At 65.3% G+C, this 21,119-nt stretch carries 15 protein-coding genes; 3 read left to right on the forward strand and 12 right to left on the reverse strand.

Annotation, left to right across the window (positions count from 1 at the left end; translation table 11 throughout):
• Positions 1–8: 8 nt before the first annotated feature.
• On the forward strand, positions 9–248 hold the full coding sequence (locus J2X54_RS07365; protein WP_310179518.1) for a hypothetical protein: 240 nt from the start codon (positions 9–11) through the stop codon (positions 246–248).
• On the opposite strand, the gene moaD is transcribed toward J2X54_RS07365, so the two are convergent.
• The 3 genes from moaD to thrC are packed head-to-tail and all read right to left on the reverse strand — an operon-like array spanning position 245 to position 3,203.
• Entirely contained in the window at positions 245–499 is a 255-nt protein-coding gene (moaD, locus tag J2X54_RS07370) for a molybdopterin converting factor subunit 1 (protein ID WP_310179519.1), read from the reverse strand. The genes J2X54_RS07365 and moaD overlap by 4 nt on opposite strands.
• Positions 499–1,698 carry a gephyrin-like molybdotransferase Glp gene (gene glp, locus J2X54_RS07375; RefSeq protein WP_310179850.1) on the reverse strand — a complete coding sequence of 400 codons (1,200 nt, stop codon included), beginning with the start codon at positions 1,696–1,698 and terminating at the stop codon, positions 499–501. Before glp ends, moaD begins: the two co-directional genes overlap by 1 nt.
• Positions 1,699–1,724: 26 nt before the next feature.
• Positions 1,725–3,203 carry a threonine synthase gene (thrC, locus tag J2X54_RS07380; RefSeq protein WP_310179520.1) on the reverse strand — a complete coding sequence of 493 codons (1,479 nt, stop codon included), beginning with the start codon at positions 3,201–3,203 and terminating at the stop codon, positions 1,725–1,727.
• 225 nt (positions 3,204–3,428) lie between these two features.
• Here thrC and J2X54_RS07385 point away from each other — a divergent pair, with 225 nt between their 5' ends.
• Entirely contained in the window at positions 3,429–6,224 is a 2,796-nt protein-coding gene (locus J2X54_RS07385) for an EAL domain-containing protein (RefSeq protein ID WP_310179521.1), read from the forward strand.
• An 88-nt stretch (positions 6,225–6,312) separates the two neighbouring features.
• Here J2X54_RS07385 and J2X54_RS07390 read toward each other — a convergent pair whose 3' ends face one another.
• Genes J2X54_RS07390 through kbl form a run of 3 tightly spaced genes read right to left on the reverse strand, consistent with a single transcriptional unit; the run spans position 6,313 to position 9,982 of the window.
• The gene (locus tag J2X54_RS07390) at positions 6,313–7,698 is read right to left on the reverse strand and encodes an L-serine ammonia-lyase (protein WP_310179522.1); all 1,386 of its coding nucleotides are present in this window, start codon (positions 7,696–7,698) and stop codon (positions 6,313–6,315) included.
• A 35-nt stretch (positions 7,699–7,733) separates the two neighbouring features.
• Complete coding sequence (locus tag J2X54_RS07395; RefSeq protein WP_310179524.1) at positions 7,734–8,717, reverse strand: NAD-dependent epimerase/dehydratase family protein; 984 nt, start codon at positions 8,715–8,717, stop codon at positions 7,734–7,736.
• Between the two features lie 59 nt (positions 8,718–8,776).
• Positions 8,777–9,982: a glycine C-acetyltransferase gene (kbl, locus tag J2X54_RS07400; protein ID WP_070247719.1), complete on the reverse strand. Its 1,206-nt coding sequence runs from the start codon at positions 9,980–9,982 to the stop codon at positions 8,777–8,779.
• A 225-nt stretch (positions 9,983–10,207) separates the two neighbouring features.
• On the opposite strand from kbl, the gene J2X54_RS07405 reads away from it, so the two are divergent.
• Positions 10,208–10,783 (forward strand): XRE family transcriptional regulator, encoded by a 576-nt coding sequence (locus tag J2X54_RS07405; RefSeq protein ID WP_310179525.1) that lies wholly within the window; start codon positions 10,208–10,210, stop codon positions 10,781–10,783.
• A gap of 39 nt (positions 10,784–10,822) precedes the next feature.
• On the opposite strand, the gene J2X54_RS07410 is transcribed toward J2X54_RS07405, so the two are convergent.
• The 6 genes from J2X54_RS07410 to J2X54_RS07435 form a co-directional block, all read right to left on the reverse strand.
• Positions 10,823–12,535, reverse strand: coding sequence for a response regulator (locus J2X54_RS07410; protein WP_310179526.1), 1,713 nt, complete (start codon positions 12,533–12,535; stop codon positions 10,823–10,825).
• Positions 12,510–14,072, reverse strand: coding sequence for an ATPase domain-containing protein (locus J2X54_RS07415; protein ID WP_310179528.1), 1,563 nt, complete (start codon positions 14,070–14,072; stop codon positions 12,510–12,512). The genes J2X54_RS07410 and J2X54_RS07415 overlap by 26 nt, the downstream gene beginning before the upstream one ends.
• Before the next feature lie 73 nt (positions 14,073–14,145).
• A complete protein-coding gene (locus J2X54_RS07420; protein ID WP_310179530.1) occupies positions 14,146–16,293 on the reverse strand; it encodes a prolyl oligopeptidase family serine peptidase in 2,148 nt (715 codons plus the stop codon).
• A gap of 101 nt (positions 16,294–16,394) precedes the next feature.
• On the reverse strand, positions 16,395–18,824 hold the full coding sequence (locus tag J2X54_RS07425) for an EAL domain-containing protein (RefSeq protein ID WP_310179532.1): 2,430 nt from the start codon (positions 18,822–18,824) through the stop codon (positions 16,395–16,397).
• Between the two features lie 10 nt (positions 18,825–18,834).
• On the reverse strand, positions 18,835–19,476 hold the full coding sequence (locus J2X54_RS07430; RefSeq protein WP_310179534.1) for a methylamine utilization protein: 642 nt from the start codon (positions 19,474–19,476) through the stop codon (positions 18,835–18,837).
• Positions 19,477–19,633: 157 nt separating this feature from the next.
• Entirely contained in the window at positions 19,634–21,052 is a 1,419-nt protein-coding gene (locus tag J2X54_RS07435; protein WP_310179536.1) for an SEL1-like repeat protein, read from the reverse strand.
• Positions 21,053–21,119 lie beyond the last annotated feature (67 nt).

Raw genomic sequence — 21,119 nt, forward strand, 5'->3', positions numbered from 1 at the left:
GAGACAATATGGGCGCATTGTTCTGGCTGAAACGCTACCTGCTGGCGGCGCTGCCGCTGTTTGCGATCCTGGCCGCCGTCGAGTGGTTCAAGGGTTCCACCGCGCCGGCAGACTACATGAGCGCCGGGCTGTGGGCGCTGGCTGCCGCCGGCCTGTTCACCTACAGCCACTGGCGCCGTTACCGGCAGGCCCTGCCGTGCGCGCGCTGCGACGATACCAGCGCAGGCACCGGTTCCAAAAACACCTAGCCGCCGGTCACCGGCGGAAAAAACGCCACTTCCACGCCATCGGCCACCGGTGTGGCCGCATCGCACATCACCTGGTTGCAGGCCATGCGCAGCGCCGGACTCTCCAGCGCAGCGCGCCAGTTGTCGCCGCGCGCGGCCAGGTGTGCGCGCAGCTCGCCCACGGTGGCCACGCCAGGCGGCAAGGCCAGCGACTCGGTGGATACGCCCACGGCTTCGCGCACGCTGGCAAAAAATTTTACGGTAACTGCCATCAGTGCATCAACTCGCTGAACGGGATGAACCGGACCATATCGCCTTCGGCGATGGTGCGGTTGGGGGGATTGTCGATCACACCGTCGCCCCAGACCGTGGACGTGAGCACGCCCGAACTCTGGTTGCGGAACGGTTCGAGCCCGCCGCCGGCATTGATGCGCGCGCGCAGGAACTCGTTGCGGCGGTCGGCTTTTGGCAGGTTGAAATCGGCGCGCATGGTAAACGCGCGCGGCGCCACCGGCCCCTGCACGCCTTGCAGGCGCAGGATGAACGGTCGCACGAACATCAGGAACGTGATGAAACTCGACACCGGGTTGCCGGGCAAGCCGACGAACGCGGCCTGCACCACCTCGCCGAACGCCAGCGGCTTGCCGGGCTTGATGGCGATCTGCCACATGGTCAGGCGCCCTTCCGCTTCCACGGCCGGCTTGATATGGTCTTCTTCGCCCACCGAGACACCGCCCGAGGTGATGATCAGGTCGTGGCCGACGGCGCTGGTGCGCAGCACGGCGCGGGTGGCGTCCAACGTATCGGGCACGATGCCGAAATCGGTGATCTCGCAGCCGAGGTTTTCCAGCAGCGCGCGCAAGGTAAAGCGGTTGGAATTGTAGATGGCGCCGGGCGCGAGCGGCTCGCCCGGCATGGCCAGCTCGTCGCCGGTGAAGAACACGGCCACGCGCAGCTTGCGCCGCACTGGCAGTTGTGCCAGCCCGACCGAGGCGGCCAGGCCCAGCTCCTGGCTGCGCAGGCGCGCGCCAGCCGGCAGGATGGTGCTGCCGCTGGTGATGTCTTCACCGGCGCGGCGTATCCATTCGCCGGTCTTGGGCGTGTGGCGGATGGTGACGGTGTCGGGGCCGGAGACTTCGCACTGCTCCTGCATCACGACTGCATCGGCGCCAGGTGGAATCAAGGCGCCGGTGAAGATGCGCGCGGCGGTACCCGGTTGCAAAGGCTGGCCCACGTGGCCGGCAGGAATGCGCTGCGACACCTTGAGCGCGGCGTGGCCGCTGACGCAATCGGCCGCGCGCACGGCGTAGCCGTCCATTTGGGTATTGTCCTGGCCCGGCACATTCATGCCGGACACCTGCGCTTCGGCCAGCACGCGGCCGTTGGCCTCGAGCGTGGGCACGACTTCGATGTCGGCCACCGGGCGGGCGGCGGCCAGCATCTGCGCCAGCGCCTCGGCCATGGTCAGCATCGGCTTGGAAGTGGGCACGGCGCCGCTCACAGGCCGGTATTGGCGGCGATGTAGGCTTTCATCGCCTCCACGTCGGCCTTCATGACCACGAACTTTTGCGGCAGGTCCTCGATGTTCTCGAAGCCTTCCGGGCGCTCGGCGTCTTCGCCCAGCGCGTCGAGAATGGTTTCGTTGAACTTGGCGGCCAGCGCGGTTTCCAGCACGATCATCGGCACGCCGCGTTCCAGGTGTTCGCGCGCGACCTTGATGCCGTCGGCGGTGTGGGTGTCGATCACGATGCCGTAGTCGTCGGCGACGTCGCGGATGGTGTCGAGGCGGTCTTCATGGGTGGACTTGCCCGACTTGAAGCCATACCTGGCCACCAGCTTGAACTCGTCGCCATCGCTGCCCGGTTTGCCGGACAAATCGAAGCCGCCGTGGGTTTCCACCTTGTGGAACAGCGCGCGGGTGCGGTCGCCATCGCGGCCCACCAGTTCGTACACGAAGCGCTCGAAGTTGGACGCCTTGGAGATGTCCATCGACGGGCTGCTGGTGTGGTAGGTCTCCGACGACTTGCGCACGCGGTAGACGCCGGTGCGGAAGAATTCGTCGAGCACGTCGTTTTCGTTGGTGGCGGCCACCAGCTTGTCGATCGGCAGGCCCATCATGCGGGCGATATGGCCGGCGCAGATATTGCCGAAGTTGCCCGACGGGACCGTGAACGATACCTTTTGGTCATTGGAGGTAGTCGCTTCCAGGTAGCCGCGGAAGTAGTACACCACCTGCGCCACCACGCGCGCCCAGTTGATCGAATTGACAGTGCCGATCTTGTGACGCGCCTTGAATGCCAGGTCGTTGGACACCGCCTTGACCATGTCCTGGGCGTCGTCGAATACCCCTTCGATGGCGATGTTGTAGATATTGGGGTCTTGCAGGCTGAACATTTGCGCGGTCTGGAACGCACTCATTTTTTCGTGCGGCGACAGCATGAACACGCGGATGCCCTGCTTGCCGCGCATGGCGTATTCGGCCGCGCTGCCGGTGTCGCCCGAGGTGGCGCCAAAAATATTCAGTTCCGCTTTCTGCTTGGCCAGCGCGTACTCGAACAGGTTGCCCAGCAATTGCATGGCCATGTCCTTGAACGCCAGCGTAGGGCCGTTCGACAACGCCTGCAACAGCAGCCTGGTGCCGTTGCCCTCTTCCAGCACCCGCAGCGGCGTGATGCGCGACGAGTCTTCGTCGGGACGGGCGTTGCGGTACACCTCTGGCGTGTAGGTCTTGGCGGTAATCGCGCGCAGGTCGGCTTCGGGTATGTCGGTGGCAAACTTGCGCAGGATTTCAAACGCCAGTTCGGCGTACGACAGCTTGCGCCAGGCATCGAGTTCGGCGCCGGTCACCTGCGGATATTCGGCCGGCAGGAACAGGCCGCCGTCGGCGGCCAGCCCGCCGAGCAGAATGTCCGAAAATTGTTGGGAGTTTGACGAGGTGGCTGGCGACGGCGCTGCGCGGGTAGAGACGTATTGCATAGATGAGTAAGTCCGGTTGTACTGGCAACAAAATGGCGGAACGCTGCAAAATGAGCGGATATTATAGTGCGCCACGGCGATTGCGGTGAAGGTCGCGTTGTTTTACGGCTATCGCGCGCAAAGGCCTGAGCGTTTGGGCATCCGTGCGCTGACTTCGCTATCTTTCAGGCAATATATCGCATCCGTCAGTTTTCCAGGCTTACAGGGCGTTTGCCGCCATCCATTATGAAGTTGCCAGTTTCCCGCCAGCCTGCACCCAAGCAGTTCGTCAGCATCCTGTGGGCGTGTTTCGGCGCCCTGTTCATCGTGACCGTCGCCTTCCTGCTGTATGTCTGGACGGAGAAGCGCATCGACCACGCCAACCAGCAGCGCTACGCCTCGCGCACACTGATCGAGGAGCTGCGCCAGTCTTCCGACGACCTCACCCGCATGGCGCGCAGTTACGTGGTCACCGGCGACCCGCAATACCGCCGCCAGTACCAGGAAGTGCTCGACATCCGCGACGGCCGCGTGCCGCGCCCGCAAGGCTACGACAATGTGTACTGGGACCTGGTGGTGGACCCCGCCAAGCGCCCGCGCCAGCCTGGCGCCGCCGTGCCGCTGATCGACCTGCTGCGCCAGGCCGGCTTTACGCCCGGCGAGCTGCGCCTGCTCACCCAGGCCAAGGACGAATCGGATCGCCTGACCGGCATCGAGAACAAGGCCCTGGCCATGCGCGACTTCGGCGGCGACGATCCCGACGCGCTGGCCGCCGCCCGCGCCATGCTGTACGACGCCAGCTACCACCGCGCCAAGGCCGCCATCATGCTGCCGATTGCCCAGGTCACCGAGAGCGTCGAACGGCGCACCCTGCATGCGGTGGAAAACACGGCGCTGCAAGCGAATGGTGCACGGCTGGGCTTCATCCTGTTTGCGCTGGTGCTGGTGACGCTGCTGTGGCGCGCCAAGCGTCGCCTCGACGCCACCCTGGGCTGCTCGGTGGACCAGCTGCAGCAGGAGATACTGCGCCTGGGCCGCGGCGACATGAGCGAACCGCCGCCGGTGCCAGTGCCCGACAATGCGCGCGACAGCGTGCTGGCCTGGCTGGCCGAATCGCGCCACCGGCTGGCCAGCGTGGCCCAGGAGCGTACCGACGCGCTGGCCCGCGCCCAGCGCCTGGGCAAGCTGTATGCGGCGCTGAGCCAGTGCAACCAGGCCATCGTGCGCAGCCGCGACGAGCAGGAACTGTTCGCCAGCGTGTGCGATGCCGTGGTCTCGCACGGCGGCATGTCGCTGGCGTGGGTCGGCGTACTCGATCCGGACTCGCTGCGGGTCACCCCGGTGGCCGGCGCCGGCGACCATATCGACTATCTGAACCAGCAACCGATTTCGGTCGATCCGGCGCTGCCGGAGGGGCGCGGTCCGGCAGCCGCCGCGTACCGCGACGACGCGCCGTTCTGGTGCCAGGACTTCGGCCAGGTGCCGCTGTCGCCGCTGTGGCGCCAGCATTCGGAGCGCTGCGGGTGGCGCGCGGCGATGTCGATTCCCTTGCATCGCCACGGCGCCATCACGGGCTTTTTCTCCGCCTATTCCACCGCAGCGGATGCCTTCGACCCGGAGGTACAGGCGCTGTTCAGCGAAATGGCCAGCGATATCGAATTCGCGCTGAAGAATTTCGACCGCGAACGCCAGCGCGAACAGACCGACGAACGGATCCAGTACCTGGCCCACTTCGACACCCTCACCGGCCTGCCCAACCGGGCGCAATTGCAGGAGCACACGCTGCGCGCGCTGGACCAGGCACGCGCCCAGGGTGCGCCGCTGGCGCTGATGATGCTCGACCTCGACCACTTCAAGGACATCAACGATTCGCTGGGTCACAGCGTGGGCGACGGCCTGCTGTGCAAACTGGCCAAGCGCCTGCGCCAGGGCCTGCGCGACGGCGACATGGTGGCGCGCCTGGGTGGCGACGAATTCATCTTCGTGCTGCAAGGCGCCGGCGCCCAGGAGGCGACCGAGGCGGCGCGCAAGATCATGGAACTGATCGCCCAGCCGTTCCGGGTGGGGATGCACGACCTGAAGGTGACGGCGTCGGTCGGCATCGCGCTGTGCCCGGACGATGGTGACGACATGGAAAACCTGCTGCAACGGGCCGACGCCGCCATGTACCAGGTCAAGCGCGCCGGCCGCCACGATTATCGCTTCTTCACCGCCGCCATGCACCAGCGCGCCGCGCGCCACCTGCAACTGGTCAACCTGCTGCGCTATGCGATCGAGCGCGGCCAGCTGCGCGTGGTGTACCAGCCGCAGGTAGCCTTGCGCGGTCCGCACCCACAGCGCATCGTCGGCGCGGAAGCCTTGCTGCGCTGGACCACGCCGGAGCTGGGCGACATCTCGCCGGTCGAATTCATCCCCGCCGCCGAAGACAGCGGCCTGATATTGCCGATCGGCGCCTGGGTGCTGCGCCAGGCAGTGCGCCAGGCGCGCGCGTGGCTGGACGCCGGCCTGCCACCGCTGGTGATGGCGGTGAACCTGTCGGCCACCCAGTTCCGCGACACCGAGCTGCCGGAACTGGTGTCGCAAATCCTGCTGGAAGAAGGCCTGCCGCCCGAGTACCTGGAACTGGAACTGACCGAAGGCGTGGCGCTGCACGACCCGCAGGGCGCCATCACCATGATGAACCACCTGCACGAGCGCGGTATCCGCATGTCGATCGACGATTTCGGTACCGGTTACTCGTCGCTGAGCCACCTGAAAAAGTTCAAGGTCTATAAGCTGAAGATCGACAAGTCGTTCGTGCGCGACATCAGCACCGATGCCGAGGACAAGGCGATCGTGAGCGCCATCATCAACATGGCGCGCAGTTTGGGGCTCAAAACGATTGCGGAGGGAGTGGAAACGGCAGAACAGCTGGCGTTTTTACGGCAGCAGGATTGTGACGAGATGCAGGGTTTTTACTTCAGCAAGCCGGTGGATGCGGAGGAGTTCCGGGGTTTGCTGGCTGATCATGCGTTCCATGGATCCCCGCGTGCGCGAGGATGACGACTTTTATTTCGCGAACTCAAATCCGTCATCCCGCATCGGCGGACCGCCGCGCAGGCGGGGATCCATATACCCTCATCAAATTCGGTCAACAAGCAGCATGGTTGACAGTAATGACGTGGATCGCCAACCCGCCCAATGACGTTTCCTTGTACTTGGCCTGCATATCGGCACCGGTCTGGCGCATGGTCTCGATCACCTCGTCGAGACTGACAAAGTGGGTGCCGTCGCCCTTCAACGCCAGCGACGCCGCCGTGATCGCCTTGACCGCGCCCATGCCATTACGCTCGATGCACGGAATCTGCACCAGGCCGCCGATCGGATCGCACGTCATGCCCAGGTGGTGCTCGATGCCGATTTCGGCGGCGTTCTCGATCTGCAGATTGGTGCCGCCCAGGGCCGCCACCAGGCCGGCAGCGGCCATCGCGCACGCCACGCCCACCTCGCCCTGGCACCCTACCTCGGCGCCCGAGATCGACGCATTGCGCTTGCAGAGCATGCCGATCGCTGCGGCGGTCAGCATGAAGTCGCGGATGCCGGTGACCGGGTCGCTCGGCTTGCAGTCTTCCGCGTAGTAGCGCAGCACTGCCGGGATGATGCCGGCCGCGCCGTTGGTCGGCGCCGTGACCACGCGTCCGCCGGCGGCGTTTTCCTCGTTGACCGCCATCGCGTACAGGCTGACCTGGTGCAGCGCGTCGTGCGGCAGGTGGTTGGCCGGCGCCACGTTCGACTGCGCCTGCTGCCACAGGCGCGCCGCGCGGCGCTTGACCTGCAGGCCGCCGGGCAGGATGCCGGGCGTTTCCAGGCCGTGATTGATACAGTCGCGCATCACGTGCCAGATGCGGTCGATGCCGGCGTTGAGCTCCTCGTTGCCGAGCCGCGCGCACTCGTTGGCGCGCAACATCTGCGGGATGCTCAAGCCGCTGGACTGGCCGTGCGCCAGCAGCTGGTCCATGGTATCGAACGGGTATGGCAGCGCCGGGCGCGTGGTATCGGGCGCGGCCTGCTGCGCCTCGCCCTCTTCGCGGATAAAGCCGCCCCCGACCGAGTAATACACCTTGCTGGTCGTCGAGCCGTCGTTACGGGTGAGCGTGAAGCGCATGCCGTTCGGGTGTTCGGCCAGCGATTCGGCCATGTGAAAAATCAGGTTGACGCCGCGCTTGAACGGCACCGTGTGGCCGCCCAGCAGCGCCAGCTGGCCTGCCGCTTCGGCGGCAGCCAATTGCGCGTCCACCTCGGTGGGCACCACGTCCTGCGGGGTTTCGCCCATCAGGCCCAGGATCACCGCCTTGTCGGTGGCGTGGCCCACGCCGGTCAGCGCCAGCGAGCCATACAGCTCGGCGGTCACGCCGGCCGCATCGTCGAGCGGCGCGCAGTCCAGCAAAAAACGGCGCGCCGCCACCATCGGTCCCACGGTGTGGGAACTCGACGGTCCTATGCCGATCTTGAACAGATCGAATACGCTCATATCCATCAGTGTCTCTCGTTGTCGTTTTATATGATGATGAATTACGCCGCGCGACCGAGCTTGACGTCGACGTTGGCCAGCATGTCGGCCACCATGGCGTCGATGCCGATGCGCGCCTGCCAGCCCCAGTCGGCGGTGGCCACCGCGTCGTCGAGGCTTTGCGGCCATGAGTCGGCAATCGCCTGGCGGCTGTCGGGGGCATAGCCGATCTTGAAGTCGGGCAGCGCGCGGGTGATGGCGGCCGCCAGTTGCTCGGGGTTGAACGACACGCCGGCCACGTTGTACGACGAGCGCACTTTCACCTGCTCCGCTGGCGCGTCCATCAGTTCGATGGTGGCGCGGATGGCGTCGGGCATGTAGATCATCGGCAGCGTGGTGTGCGGGCCGAGGAAGCATTCGTAACGCTCGCCGCGCAGCGCCGAATGGAAGATCGCAATCGCGTAATCGGTGGTGCCGCCGCCCGGAGGCGATTTGAAGCTGATGATGCCGGGGTAGCGGATGCTGCGCACGTCCACGCCGTACTTGAGGAAGTAGTACTCGCACAGGCGCTCGCCGGCCAGCTTGCTGATGCCGTAGATGGTGGTCGGGTCCATCACCGTGGTTTGCGGCGTGTTCGCTGCTGGCGTATTGGGACCGAAGGCGGCGATCGACGACGGCCAGAACACTTTCAACGGCTTGCCGATGGCGCCGCGCTCACGCGCCACTTCCAGGATATTGAGCAGGCCGTCCATGTTCAGGGTCCAGGCTTTGAGCGGCGCCGCTTCGCCGGTGGCCGAGAGCATGGCTGCCAGCTGGTACACCTGGGTGATGCCTTCGTCGGTCACCAGCGCCGCCAGCGCTTCCTTGTCGAGCACATTGAGCGTCAGGTAGCGCGCTGCGTTGTACAGGTTGGTGGGGCTGATGTCGGCGGCGAAGACGTTGTCGGCGCCGTGGCTGGCGGCCAGCGCCTCCACCAGTTCGCTGCCGATCTGGCCGTTGGCGCCGATGACGAGAATACGTTCGGCGCTTGGGGTAGTGGTGTTCATGTGGTTCCTGACGATGTGCATGGTATTGTTTGGCGGTCTGGCGGTTGAGCGGCCAGTGGTTACCTGGCCAGCAGGCCCAGTTCATTGCCGGCCTGCTCGAAGGCCTTGAGCACGGTGTCGAGCTGCTCCCGGGTATGGGCAGCCGACAGCTGCACGCGCACGCGCGCCTGGCCCATCGGCACGACCGGGTAGAAGAAGCCCGACAGCAGCACGCCCAGCTCGTACATGCGCGCCGCGAACTTTTGCGCCACCGGCGCGTCGAACAGCATCACCGGCACCACCGGGTGCGTGCCCGGCTTGATGGTAAAGCCGATGCGCTCGATCTCCTTGCGGAAGTAGGCGGTATTGAGGTGCAGGCGGTCGCGCAGTTCGGTCGATTGCGACAGGCGCTCGAGCACGGCCAGCGAGGCGCCGGCAATCGAAGGCGCCAGCGTGTTGGAGAACAGGTAAGGACGCGATTTCTGGCGCAGCATGTCGATCACTTCCTTGCGCGCGGACGTAAAGCCGCCCATGGCGCCGCCCAGGGCCTTGCCGAGGGTGCCGGTGATGATGTCGATACGGCCCATCACATTGTGGTGTTCATGCGTGCCGCGGCCGGTGGCGCCCATGAAGCCGGAGGCGTGGCACTCGTCAATCATCACCAGCGCGCCGTACTGGTCGGCCAGGTCGCAGATCTTGTCCAGCTGGGCGATGGTGCCGTCCATCGAGAATACACCGTCGGTGACGATGACTTTATGGCGCTTGCCGGCGGCTGCCTGCAACTGCTTTTCAAGGTCGGCCATGTCGTTGTGGGCGTAGCGGAAGCGCGCCGCCTTGCACAGGCGGATGCCGTCGATGATCGAGGCGTGATTCAGGGCGTCGGAAATGATGGCGTCGTTCTCGTCGAACAGCGGCTCGAATACGCCGCCGTTGGCGTCGAAGGCTGCCGCGTACAAGATCGTGTCTTCAGTACCGAGGAATGTCGAGATCGCCTGTTCCAGCTGCTTGTGCACGGTCTGGGTGCCGCAGATGAAGCGCACCGACGACAGGCCGTAGCCGTATTTTTCAGTAGCGTCGATCGAGGCCTGTGCCACCCATTCTTCGCCCGAGAGGCCCAGGTAATTGTTGGCGCACATATTGATCAGGGTGCGGCCGTCATCGCCCACCACTTCGGCGCCTTGGCGCGAAGCGAGCACCCGCTCCGGCTTGAACAGGCCATCGCTGCGCAACTGGTCGAGGGTGTGCTGCAGGCCGGTGAAGAAGGTGTTTTTGGCGGCTATGGTCATGGTGATCCCTTGTCGGTAATGTAGGGTGTAGTTCGGATTTGATACGAATGTGGTACGATCGCGACACGTTTTCACTGCCTGAGCAGAAATCCGCTATGTCGAACTAGAATTCAATATAGTGGATATTACAGAGAACAATTGAACCGCGCAAGCCGGGACCATGCGGAAATATCCGCAGGGTCCGACAGATTTACCTGCAATTTAGCCCATCCGCCGAATAAAACAATGCAAATACCCGTTTCGACGAACGCCCCGCCCGAAGTCGGCGCCGCCCTGCAACGCCTGCGCCTGGCGCGCGGCCTCACGCTCGAGGACCTGTCGCGCATTGCCGGCGTCTCCAAGTCGATGCTCTCGCAGATCGAGCGCGAAAAGGCCAACCCGACGATTGCCATCACCTGGCGCCTGGCCAACGCGCTCGGCGTGCCGATCGGCGACCTGCTGGCGACAGCAGAAAAGGAAACCGCCGCCATCCGCGTTCTGGAAGCGCACGAAACCCCCACCCTGCCCGGCACCCACGCCGGCTACGTGCTGCGCATCCTGGGTCCGATGGAACTGGCCGGCAAGTACGAATGGTACGAACTGACGCTGGCCCCGGGCGGCGAACTGGCCTCGCAAGGCCACGACCCGGGCGCCCAGGAACACTTGACGCTGCTGCATGGCGCGGTGGAAGTGGTGGTGGGCGCCGACAAGAAGAAAGTCAAACTGGGCGCCACCGCGCGCTATGCAGCCGATTTGCAGCACGTGATCCGCAACGTGGGCAAGACCGAGGCGAAGGCGTTGATGGTGGTGATCCACCGCTAGACCGGGGCCTGCAAAACAATCTCGCTGCCCCGACGACACTCAGCGCCGCAGCGCGTGGTCCACCGTTGCTGCCAGCTGTCCCAGGTGGAACGGTTTGCGCAGCACCGTGTTGTCGCCGATGACGGCGTCGATCGCTTCCATGTCGGCGTAACCGGTGGCGATGATCATCGGCAGGCCGGGGAATTCGACGTTGGCGGCGGCTACCAGCTGGGCGCCGGTCATGCCCGGCATCAGGTAGTCGGTGATCATCAGGTGCGGCTTGGCGCGGCGCAGTTCGCGCAGGCCCGCTTCGCCGTCGTCGGCCTGGCTGACCTGGTAACCCAGCGTCTCGAGCAGTTCCACCATTGACTGGCGCACCGACTTGTCGTCTTCCACGACCAGGATGCGTACACCATCGCCGGCCGGCTTGGGTGCGATCGCCACCGGTGCACTCGCTTCCGCCTCGGCCTGCTGCGCCAGTTGCAGCCAGATCTCGATGGTGGTGCCGCCGCCCTCGGCACCGACGATACGCGCGGTGCCGCCCGATTGCTGGGCCATGCCATACACCTGGCTCAATCCGAGGCCGGTGCCCTTGCCCACGCTCTTGGTCGTGAAGAATGGTTCGAACACCTTGCCGACGATGGCAGGGTCGATGCCGGGACCATTGTCGGTCACAGCGATGCGGCAATAACGCCCGGGCGGCAGCAACCCCTCCGGCGGACTGGCTGGGCTGGCGCTCACCGACAGCTTGCCGCCGTCGGGCATCACGTCGCGCGCGTTGATGGCCAGGTTGAGCAGGGCCATCTCCATCTGGTTGGTGTCGGCCATGACCAGGCCGACGTCGTCAGCCACGTCGAACTCCAACTTGACCCCGCTGCCCAGCGAGGTGGCCATCAGCTCGCGCACGCCGTCGAACATGGCGCGCACCGGCGTGGCGCGCAGGTTCAGGCGCTGGTTGCGCGAGAATGCCAGCAGCTGGCTGGTGAGCTTGGCGCCACGCTCGCAAGCGCGGCGCGCCACCTCGGCCTTGCTGCGGGCGTTGGCGTCCTGCGAGAGCAGCAGGATCAGGTCCATGCTGCCCTGGATCACGTTGAGCAGGTTGTTGAAGTCGTGGGCGATGCCGCCGGTCAGGCGCCCTACCGCTTCCATCTTCTGCAGCTGCACCATGGCCAGCTGCACCCGTTCGCGCTCGATCACTTCATTCATTAGCCGGTCATTGGCCTGGGCCAGCGCGCGCGTACGTTCCTCGATGCGCGATTCCAGCGTTTCGTTCAGTTGCAGCAGTTCGGCGCGGCTGTCGCGCAGGCTGTCCGAGGCCAGCGTGCGCTCGGCCAGGATGCGGCGCGCCTCGTACTGGCGCCGCCGCGCGCGCAGGCCCGAGGCGGCGGCACTGCGCAGGGTTTCGGCATTGAGCGGGCGCTCGAGCAGGATGATGTTGCCCAGCTGGTCGAAGGTGCTGCGCGCCGCCTGGGTATGGCCACCACCCCTGGCAACGAGCACCACGAACGGGAAATCGGACCACGGTTCCTGGGTGCCCAGCCATGCCAGCAATTGCTTCACACTGGAGTCGCGCAGCGCCTCCTCGGCGATCACGCAGGCGCCGGCCCCCTGCTGCAGGCCGGTCACCAGCGCCTCCACGTTGGCCACCGCGCCGCCGCTGAAGCCGTCGCGCAGCAATACCTGGTGGATCACCTCGGCGTCGCGGCCATACGGCGCCAGGATCAGGATGCGCTGTTCGATGGTGTGGTCAGCGGCGGACATCGGTATTGACATGGGTATCGGCACCGACACCGGCATCGGTCGCCATCATCGGCGTGGCGCCGCGATAGGTGGGCAGGCCGGTGAGCACGCCCTCGAAACCTTCGAGCGCCGGGCCGATGGCCATGCCACCGCTGCCCAGCACCAGCTCGTGGATGGTCAGTGCATGGTCGGCGGTGCGGCTCTTGATCACGGTGAGCGCGCGGCGCAGCCGGCCGTTCGATTCGAAGAAGCGCACCAGCACCGTGGTGTCGCTCATGTAGCTCAGATCGACGTCGGTACGCACTTCGCCGATCACGCCGTGCTGGCCCAGCACCAGCACCGTGGTCACACCCTGCTGGTTCAGGTACGACAGCAGCTCGTGCATCTGCAAAGTGAGGAAATGCTCGCCAGGCATCGCCTGCAGGTAGGCGTTCAGGCTGTCGATGACGATGAACTTGACGTTGGCGCCCTCCACCGCGTCGCGCAGCATCTGGGCGAATTCGCCCGGCGCCAGCTCGGCCGGATCGATGTGGTGCATTTTAAGTTGGCCGCTGTCGGCGTAGCCGCGCAGTTCCATCCCCAGCGCGGCCGAGCGCGCGAAGAACGTGCCCAGGCCTTCGTCGAACAGGTAGAACGAGGCCTTCTCGCCGCGCTCGAGCGCCGACAGCAGGCAGCGCACCGACATGGTGGTCTTGCCGATGCCGGATGGCCCCACGATCAGGGTGTTGGTGCCGGAGGCCAGGCCGCCGCCCAGCAGCGCATCGAAGCCCTCGGAACCGGTGGAGCTGACATGGGCACTATAGGGCCGGTGATGCTCGGCCGCCACCAGGCGCGGGAAGATCTTCAGGCCGCCGGTCTCGAGGATGTAGTCGTGGTAACCGCCACGGAACTTGGTGCCGCGCATCTTGATCACATTCACGCGGCGGCGTTCCTTGCCGAATTCCTGGGCGATCTGCTCGAGGCTGATCACGCCATGGGCGATGCTGTGCAACTGCTGGTCGGGCGTATTCGATTTATCGTCGAGCAGTAGCACGGTGCAGTCGCGCTGCGAAAAGAACTGTTTGAGGGCGAGGATCTGGCGCCGGTAGCGCAACGGGTTTTGCGCCAGCAGGCGCATCTCGGACAGGCTGTCGAACACCACCCGCAAGGGCTTGAGCGTATTGACGCGCTCCATCACGCTGCGCGTGGTTTCGCCCAGTTCCACTTCGGACGGATGAAACACCGACTGCTGCGCCTCGGGATCGAGCGAGGTGTCATTGGCCAGCTCGAACACGTCGATGCCTTGCATGTCCCAACCGTGGCTCTCGGCCACCGCCTCCAGTTCATCGGCGGTTTCCGACAAGGTGATGTACAAGCCGGTCTCGCCGAGCCTGACGCCTTCGAGCAGAAACTGCAGGCCCAGGGTGGTCTTGCCGGTACCAGGCGAGCCCTCCACCAGGTACACGCGCTGGGCGGTCAAGCCGCCGCACAGGATGTCGTCGAGGCCATTGATGCCGGTCGAGATCCGTGTAGTCGGCTGGCGCTTGGGCCGCGCGGTCGCTGTGCTATTGGTCGTCTGCGATGTAGTCATGGCGTGATGGAGTGGTGAAGTCTATAACCAATAGTAATTCCATCACGCCATTTCTTATGTTCGCTATCGAACCTTATTTCGCATCCATGTGCAGGGCGCGCGTGAGGAAGCCCCAGCGGTCGGCCACTTCTTCGATCTGTTTCGTCGTCGGTTTGCCGGCGCCGTGACCGGCCTTGCTGTCGATACGGATCAAAATCGGCGCGGCGCCCTTCTGGCCTGCCTGCGCGGCCTGGGCGGCTGCTGCGAACTTGAAGCTGTGCGCCGGCACCACGCGGTCGTCGTGGTCGGCGGTCGTGATCATGGTCGCCGGGTAGCACGCGCCTTTTTTGAGGTTGTGCAGCGGCGAGTACTTGACCAGCGCCTTGAATTCGTCGGCATTGTCGGACGAGCCGTAGTCCGACGTCCACGCCCAGCCGATGGTGAATTTATGGAAGCGCAGCATGTCCAGCACGCCCACCTGCGGAATCGCCGCCGCAAACAGGTCCGGGCGCTGGGTCATCGCCGCGCCCACCAGCAGGCCGCCGTTGCTGCCGCCGCCGATTGCCAGCTTGGCAGGCGACGTCACCTTGTGCGACACCAGCCACTCGGCCGCACCGATGAAGTCGTCGAACACGTTCTGCTTTTTCAGCTTGGTGCCCGCCTCGTGCCACGATTCGCCGTACTCGCCGCCGCCGCGCAGGTTGGCCATCACGTACACGCCGCCCATTTCCAGCCAGGCCAGGTTGGCCACCGAGAAGGTCGGCGTGAGCGAGACGTTGAAGCCGCCATAGCCGTACAAATAGGTCGGGTTGCTGCCGTCGTACTTGATGCCCTTCTTGGCGACGATGAACATCGGCACCCGCGTGCCATCGCGGCTGGTAAAGAATTCCTGGCGCGTTTCATACGCTGCCGGGTCGAAGTCCACCTTGGGCTGCCGATACACGCTGCTCTTGTTGGTCTTGAGGTCGTGGCGATAGATGGTCGACGGCGTGGTGAAGCTGGTGTACGCGTAAAAAGTCTCGGTATCGACGCGCTTGCCCGAGAAACCGGACGCCGTGCCCAGGCCCGGCAGCTTGACGTCGTGCAGCGGCTTGCCGCGCAGGTCGAATACCTTGACCAGGCTGTGGGCGTCGCTCAGGTAATCGACCAGCAGCTGGTTGTTGACCAGCGAAGCGGAAACCAGCGTGCTGCCGCTTTCCGGCACGACCTGCTTCCAGCTCAGCACCGCCGGTTTCCTCACGTCGATGGCGACGATGCGCCCGCGCGGCGCGTTGCGCTCGGTGTGGAAGTAGAACACGTTGCCGTCGTTGCCCACGAAGTTATAGGCGGCGTCGAAGTCTTCGAGCAGGCCCACCACCTTGCCGTCCTTCTGCGTCAAATCCTTGTAGAACACGCGGTTCTTGTTCTCGGTACCCTGCGAGGCGGTGATCACCAGGAACCGGCCATCCTCGGTCACCTGGGCCGAGAAGCCCCAGTCCTTGTTGTCCGGGCGGTCGTACACCAGCGTGTCCGCGCTTTGCGGCGTGCCGATCTTGTGGAAGTACAGCTTCTGGAAGTAGTTGACGGCAGCCAGCTTGCCCGCTTCGGTCGGCTCGTCGTAGCGGCTGTAGAAGAAGCCGGAACCGTCGTGCAGCCAGGCCGTATTGGAGAACTTGACCCACTTGATCTGGTCGGCGACATCCTTGCCGGTGTCGATATCGCGCACGCGGATCTCGTTCCAGTCCGAGCCCGAGGCGGCGGTGCTGTAGGCCAGGTATTTGCCGTTGGGGCTCACCGCCAGGCCGGCCAGCGCCACCGTGCCGTCGGCAGCCAGGGTGTTCGGGTCGAGCAGCAGGCGCGGCATGTCTGCCAGCGACTTCATGGTGTAGAGCACCGCCTGGTTTTGCAGGCCGTCGTTACGGCTGTAGAAGTAGCGGCCACCTTCCTTGAACGGTACGCTGAAACGCTCGTAGTTCCACAACTTGGTCAGCCGCGCCTTGATGGCGTCGCGGCCCGGAATCTGCGCCAGGTAGCCTTGCGTGAGCTGGTTCTGCTGTTGCACCCAGGCGGCGGAGTCGGCGCTGTTGGCGTCTTCGAGCCAGCGGTACGGATCGGCCACGGTGGCGCCGTGGTAGTTGTCCTGCTGGTCCACGGTGCGGGTGACGGGATAGTCGATGGCCGGCCAGTTGCCGTTGCAGGTTTGCGCCATGGCGGCAGCTTGCGTCAAGATCAGGGAAGCGAAGAGAGTCAGTCGTCGTGGCATTGCGATCCTTGGTGTATGAACAGAACGGATGTGTTCGGCAACCAGATCATAGCCTGAAGTGTGACAAATATGACACGCCAGGCATGCCGGTAAAGAAACTTTTATTCGGTAGGGTGACCAGCGGTTACCGCCGGCTGCGCGGCCACTGCAATCGGCGCGCGCCACTTCTCCAGCCACGCCACCAGCTGGTCACCGGGAATTGGCCGGCTCATGAAGTATCCCTGGCCCTGGTCGCAGCCGAGTTCGGCCAGCAGGCGCCACACGGCCTCGCTCTCGATGCCCTCGGCCACCACGCGCAAGCCCATGTTGTGACCGAGGTCGATGGTCGAGCGCACGATCTTGGTGTCGCCTTCGTCGTTTTCCATGTTCAGCACGAACGACTTGTCGATCTTCAGTTCGTTGACCGGCAGGCGCTTCAGGTAAGCCAGCGACGAGTAGCCGGTGCCGAAGTCGTCGATCGACAGGTCCACGCCCATGTTCGACAGGCGCTCGAGCGTGGTCTGGGCCCGCACCGGGTCGTCCATGATGGCGCTCTCGGTGATCTCCAGGCAGAACGAACCGGGCGACAGCCGGTAGCGCGCCAGCAAGTCGGCAAACTTCACCGGCAAATCCTGGTCGAGCAGATCGCGGGTGGACAGGTTGACCGACACTTTCAAATGGTGGCCCTGCGCCGCCAGCTGCTGGCACAGCTCCGCCGATTTTTCCATCACCCACCGCGTGAGCAGGCGGATAAATCCGGTCTGCTCGGCGAACGGAATGAACTCGTCCGGGAACACGTTGCCGCGCTCCGGGTGCACCCAGCGCACCAGCGACTCCATGCCCACTACCTGGCCGGTATCGAGCATGATCTTGGGCTGCACGAACAGGCGGAACTCGTTGCGCTCGATGGCGTTACGCAGTTCCGTCAGCAGCGACAGGCTCTTGTCGCTGGACTTGTCCATGGCTGCGTCGTACACCACGGCGCCGTCGTTGCGGGTCTTGGCCGCGTACATCGCCACTTCGGCCATGCTGAGCAGCTGTTCGCCATCGTCGCCATGGGTGGGATAGCCGGCAATACCGAGGCCCGCGCCGATGTCCACGGTCTGGTCGTCGAGCGACAGCGGCGCTTCCAGCGTTTGCAGGATTTCGCCGGCCATGCGCTGCGCCGCTTCGAGGTCGGATGCGGGCAGCAGCACCGCAAATTCGTCGCCCCCCAGGCGCGCCACCTGGGCCGACGACTGCAGCCGGTTGACCAGCAACAGCTGCAAGCGGCCCGCGACCTGGCGCAGCAGCGCATCGCCAAAGCTGTGGCCCATCACGTCGTTGACGTGCTTGAAGCGGTCGAGGTCCATCATCAGCACGAACACGGCCTCCTCGCGGCCTTCCGCGTTGAGCAGCGCGTCGTTAAGCAGCAGCAGGAATTGCGCGCGGTTGGGCAGGTTGGTCAGCGTGTCCCAGTACGCCAGCCTGCGGATTTCCTGTTCGCGCTTGGCGATCGATTCGCGCATCGAGTCGAACGCGCCAGCCAGGGCGCCGATTTCATCGGACCGGCTGGTGTCGATGTCGCCCTTGTAGTCGCCCTGCTCCAGGCGACGGGCGGTGGCGGCCAGTTCGCTGATCGGCTGGGCGATGCGCTTGGCGGTGATCACGATGACGATGGTGGAAATGACGATGCCGCCCAGCGTGAGCAGGATCAGCCAGCGTTCGAGCTTGCGGTATTCGGCGGTGGCTTCGTCGATCGAGCGGGCCAGCACCACGCCGGCGACCTGGCCGTTATCCTCGCCGATGCGCAGCAGGCGCGCGCTGTAGCGGCTCTCTTCCACCTCGAGGTCAAACGTCGCGGCGTCGCCGCTGGCAGGCTTGGGCAGCGCCTGCAATTGCTGCACCACCGCTTGCGCCGACGGGCCGACGAAGGTGGAGCCGGCCGGCAGCCAGTGGCCCGCCTGGTCGCGCGTGGCGATGGTGGCGTGCAAGGAGGTCACTTCGCGCATTTCCGTGGCCAACTGGCGGTCGATCGGAAAGGTCATGACGATCCAGCCGATGGTGATCGGCGCCTTGACCGGCATCACGACCACCTGGTACGGCCGGCGCTCGACGATGGCGATGCCGTTGGCGCCGTCGGCCGCCTCGGCCGCGTCGAGCATGCCGTCAACGATTTTTGCCAGCAGCAGCGCCTGCGCGGCATTGGTGGACACGCTAATCTGGCGTTCGCTGTTGACCAGCATGGTCATCGTCGCCTTGATGCGGCGCCCGCTGTTGGCCAACGCCGATTCGATGGTGGCGCGGTCGCCCTCCTCGTTGTTGCCGATGGCAGCCAAAAACGCCGTGTCGCGCGCCAGCAGCCGCGCGCCGAAGCGCAGGTTCTGGGCATTTTGCTCGAGCAGACGGCCGAACACCTTGGCCCCGTTGTGCAATTCGCCGGCGATGGCCTGGCGCGCGTTGTTGTCGATGCCGCGCTGGATGACCAGCAAACCGATCACCTGGACCGCCACGATCAGCACCAGGAACAAGGTGACGATGCGGCTTTCAAGGCTGCGAAATACGATACGCATGCCGTAATCTCTACAGCGACGCCGCGCCGTCGGCAGGCGCCGGCGGCTTCATGGGCAGCTTGAAGATGGCGGTGGCGACCGTGTCGCCGGCCTTCACCAGCAGCGTCTGCTCGGGCGTGGCGCCGCCCACGGTGTTGTAGTGCCAGGCGCGCACCGTGTACTTGCCGCCGGCCGGCAGTTCGATGCGCACCGCGCCGGCGCCGTCGGTCTTGCCGAAATACGGCGTCTCGACGATTTTGATATACGCCAGCATCTTGTCGTGGATATTGCAGCCCAGGACCACGGTGCCGGCCTTGTCGAATACCTGTGGCGTGGCGGCCTGGCCCGAATACAGCTTCTGGTCGAATTTGTGCGCGGGCGAGAACGAATAGATGTGGTGGCGCACCTTGTCGTTGTTGGGGAAATTGATCCTGGCGCCGGTCTGGATCACGGTGACCAGGGGCAGGAACTTCAGGCCTTTTTGCTCGATTTCGGCGCCGGTGGGTGCCTTGCCGCCACTAAAGCCGCCTTCCGGCTCGAGGTACACCACGGTGTCGGGCAAGGGCTTGCCGGCAGCGTCCTGCACCTGCACCGCTATGCCGGTGGCGCCGGCGACAATGCAACAACCTGTCAGGGCGCTGGCGATCACAGCGCGGCTCATAAAACGTCGCATGGCTTACCCGGGGTGTGAGGTGGCGGAATTGAACTCGTCGATCACCCATTGTAGCGCCTGGACGATGCATCATGGCAATAGTTAATGTGATGGGCGCGAATTTGCGACGGCGGACGTCAATTGTGTCGCAAATTGGTTCGCGCTGTCACAGATGCTTTCAGGTCGATAGCAGCGCGCGGCCATTCTGAACCCGCAACCGCCAGCGCAGCAGCAGTTCCTGGGCCCGCGCCATGGCCGGCGCGCTCATGGCCGGAGCCAGGACGGCGCAATTGGCAATCGCCGCCGCTTCGCCTTTTTCGGCGGCCAGGCACATCCACATGAAAGCGCGCGCCGGGTCGCGCTGCACGCCTCGGCCCCCGCCATACATGGCGCCCAGGTTGATCTGCGCCAGCGCGTGGCCCTGGCGGGCAGCGCGGGCGTACCATTGGGCAGCGCGGCGGTCGTCGGCGGGAACGCCGTAGCCGTTGGCGTACATCACGCCCAGGTTGTTCTGGGCGCTGGCGTCGCCCTGGACGGCGGCGCGGCGGTACCAGAGCACGGCCTGCGCGGCGTCGCGCGCCGTGCCCTGGCCGTTGGCGTACATCACCGCCACGTTGAACTGGGCGCTGGCCGCGCCCTGCTCCGCCGCCCGCCGGTACCAGCCCAGTGCGCGCACATCGTCGCGCGGCGCGCCACGGCCGCGCGCGTACATCCCGGCCAGGTTGTACTGGGCCAGCACGTGGCCCGACTGCGCGGCGCGGCAGTACCAGGAAAACGCCAGTTCGTCGTCGCGCATGACGCCGCCAGCGGGGCCGCCCCCCTTGCCAACGCGGCCATTGGCCAGCAGGATGCCGAGGTTGAACTGGGCGTCGGCGTCTTCCTGTTCGGCGGCGCGCAGCAGCCAGGCAAAGGCGCGCTGCGGGTCGGCCGCCACGCCCTGGCCTTCGGCGTAGGCCACCCCCACCAGGCGCTGCGCCACCGCATCGTTGTGCGCGGCGGCCTGGCGCAGCCAGGCCAGCGCCAAGTGGTCGCAGCGCGCCACGCCCTGGCCCCGCTTGTACATCAAGCCGAGATTGCGCTGGGCGCCGGCATGGTTTTGCAGCGCCGCCTTGCGCAACCAGGCCAGCGCCAGCGCGTCGTTGCGGCGCACGCCGACGCCGCGCGCATAGGCCAGACCGAGGAAGGCCTGGGCGCTGGCCACGCCCTGTTCGGACGCCAGGAAGCACCACGACAGCGCAGTTTCGTCGTTGCGCGGCACGCCGCGTCCCTGCTTGTACATCAGCGCCAGGTTTTGCTGGGCCGCGGCCTCGCCCTGGCCGGCCGCGCTGCGAAACCACCTGACCGCCGCGCGGTCGCTGGGCGGCACACCGCGGCCGTTGTAGTACAGCACCCCGAGATGGTTCTGGGCGAAGGCCAGCCCTTGCTGGGCAGCCTTGTGGATCCAGTGCGCGGCCTGGCGGTCGTCGCGCGCCACGCCGCGACCATGCTTGTAGAGCAGGCCAAGATTGAACTGGGCGTAGGGATTGCCACGCTCGGCGGCGGACCGATACCACAGGTAACTGTCGTAGCCATCCCTGGCCGAGCGCTGGTTGTTCATGGCACACCTCTAGTCAGTTTGGCAACTTAATTGACTAAAGTGTAAAACCCGCCCGAGTCCGGCGTTT

This window comes from Duganella sp. 3397, from assembly GCF_031456625.1.
Lineage (GTDB): Bacteria > Pseudomonadota > Gammaproteobacteria > Burkholderiales > Burkholderiaceae_D > Rugamonas > Rugamonas phyllosphaerae.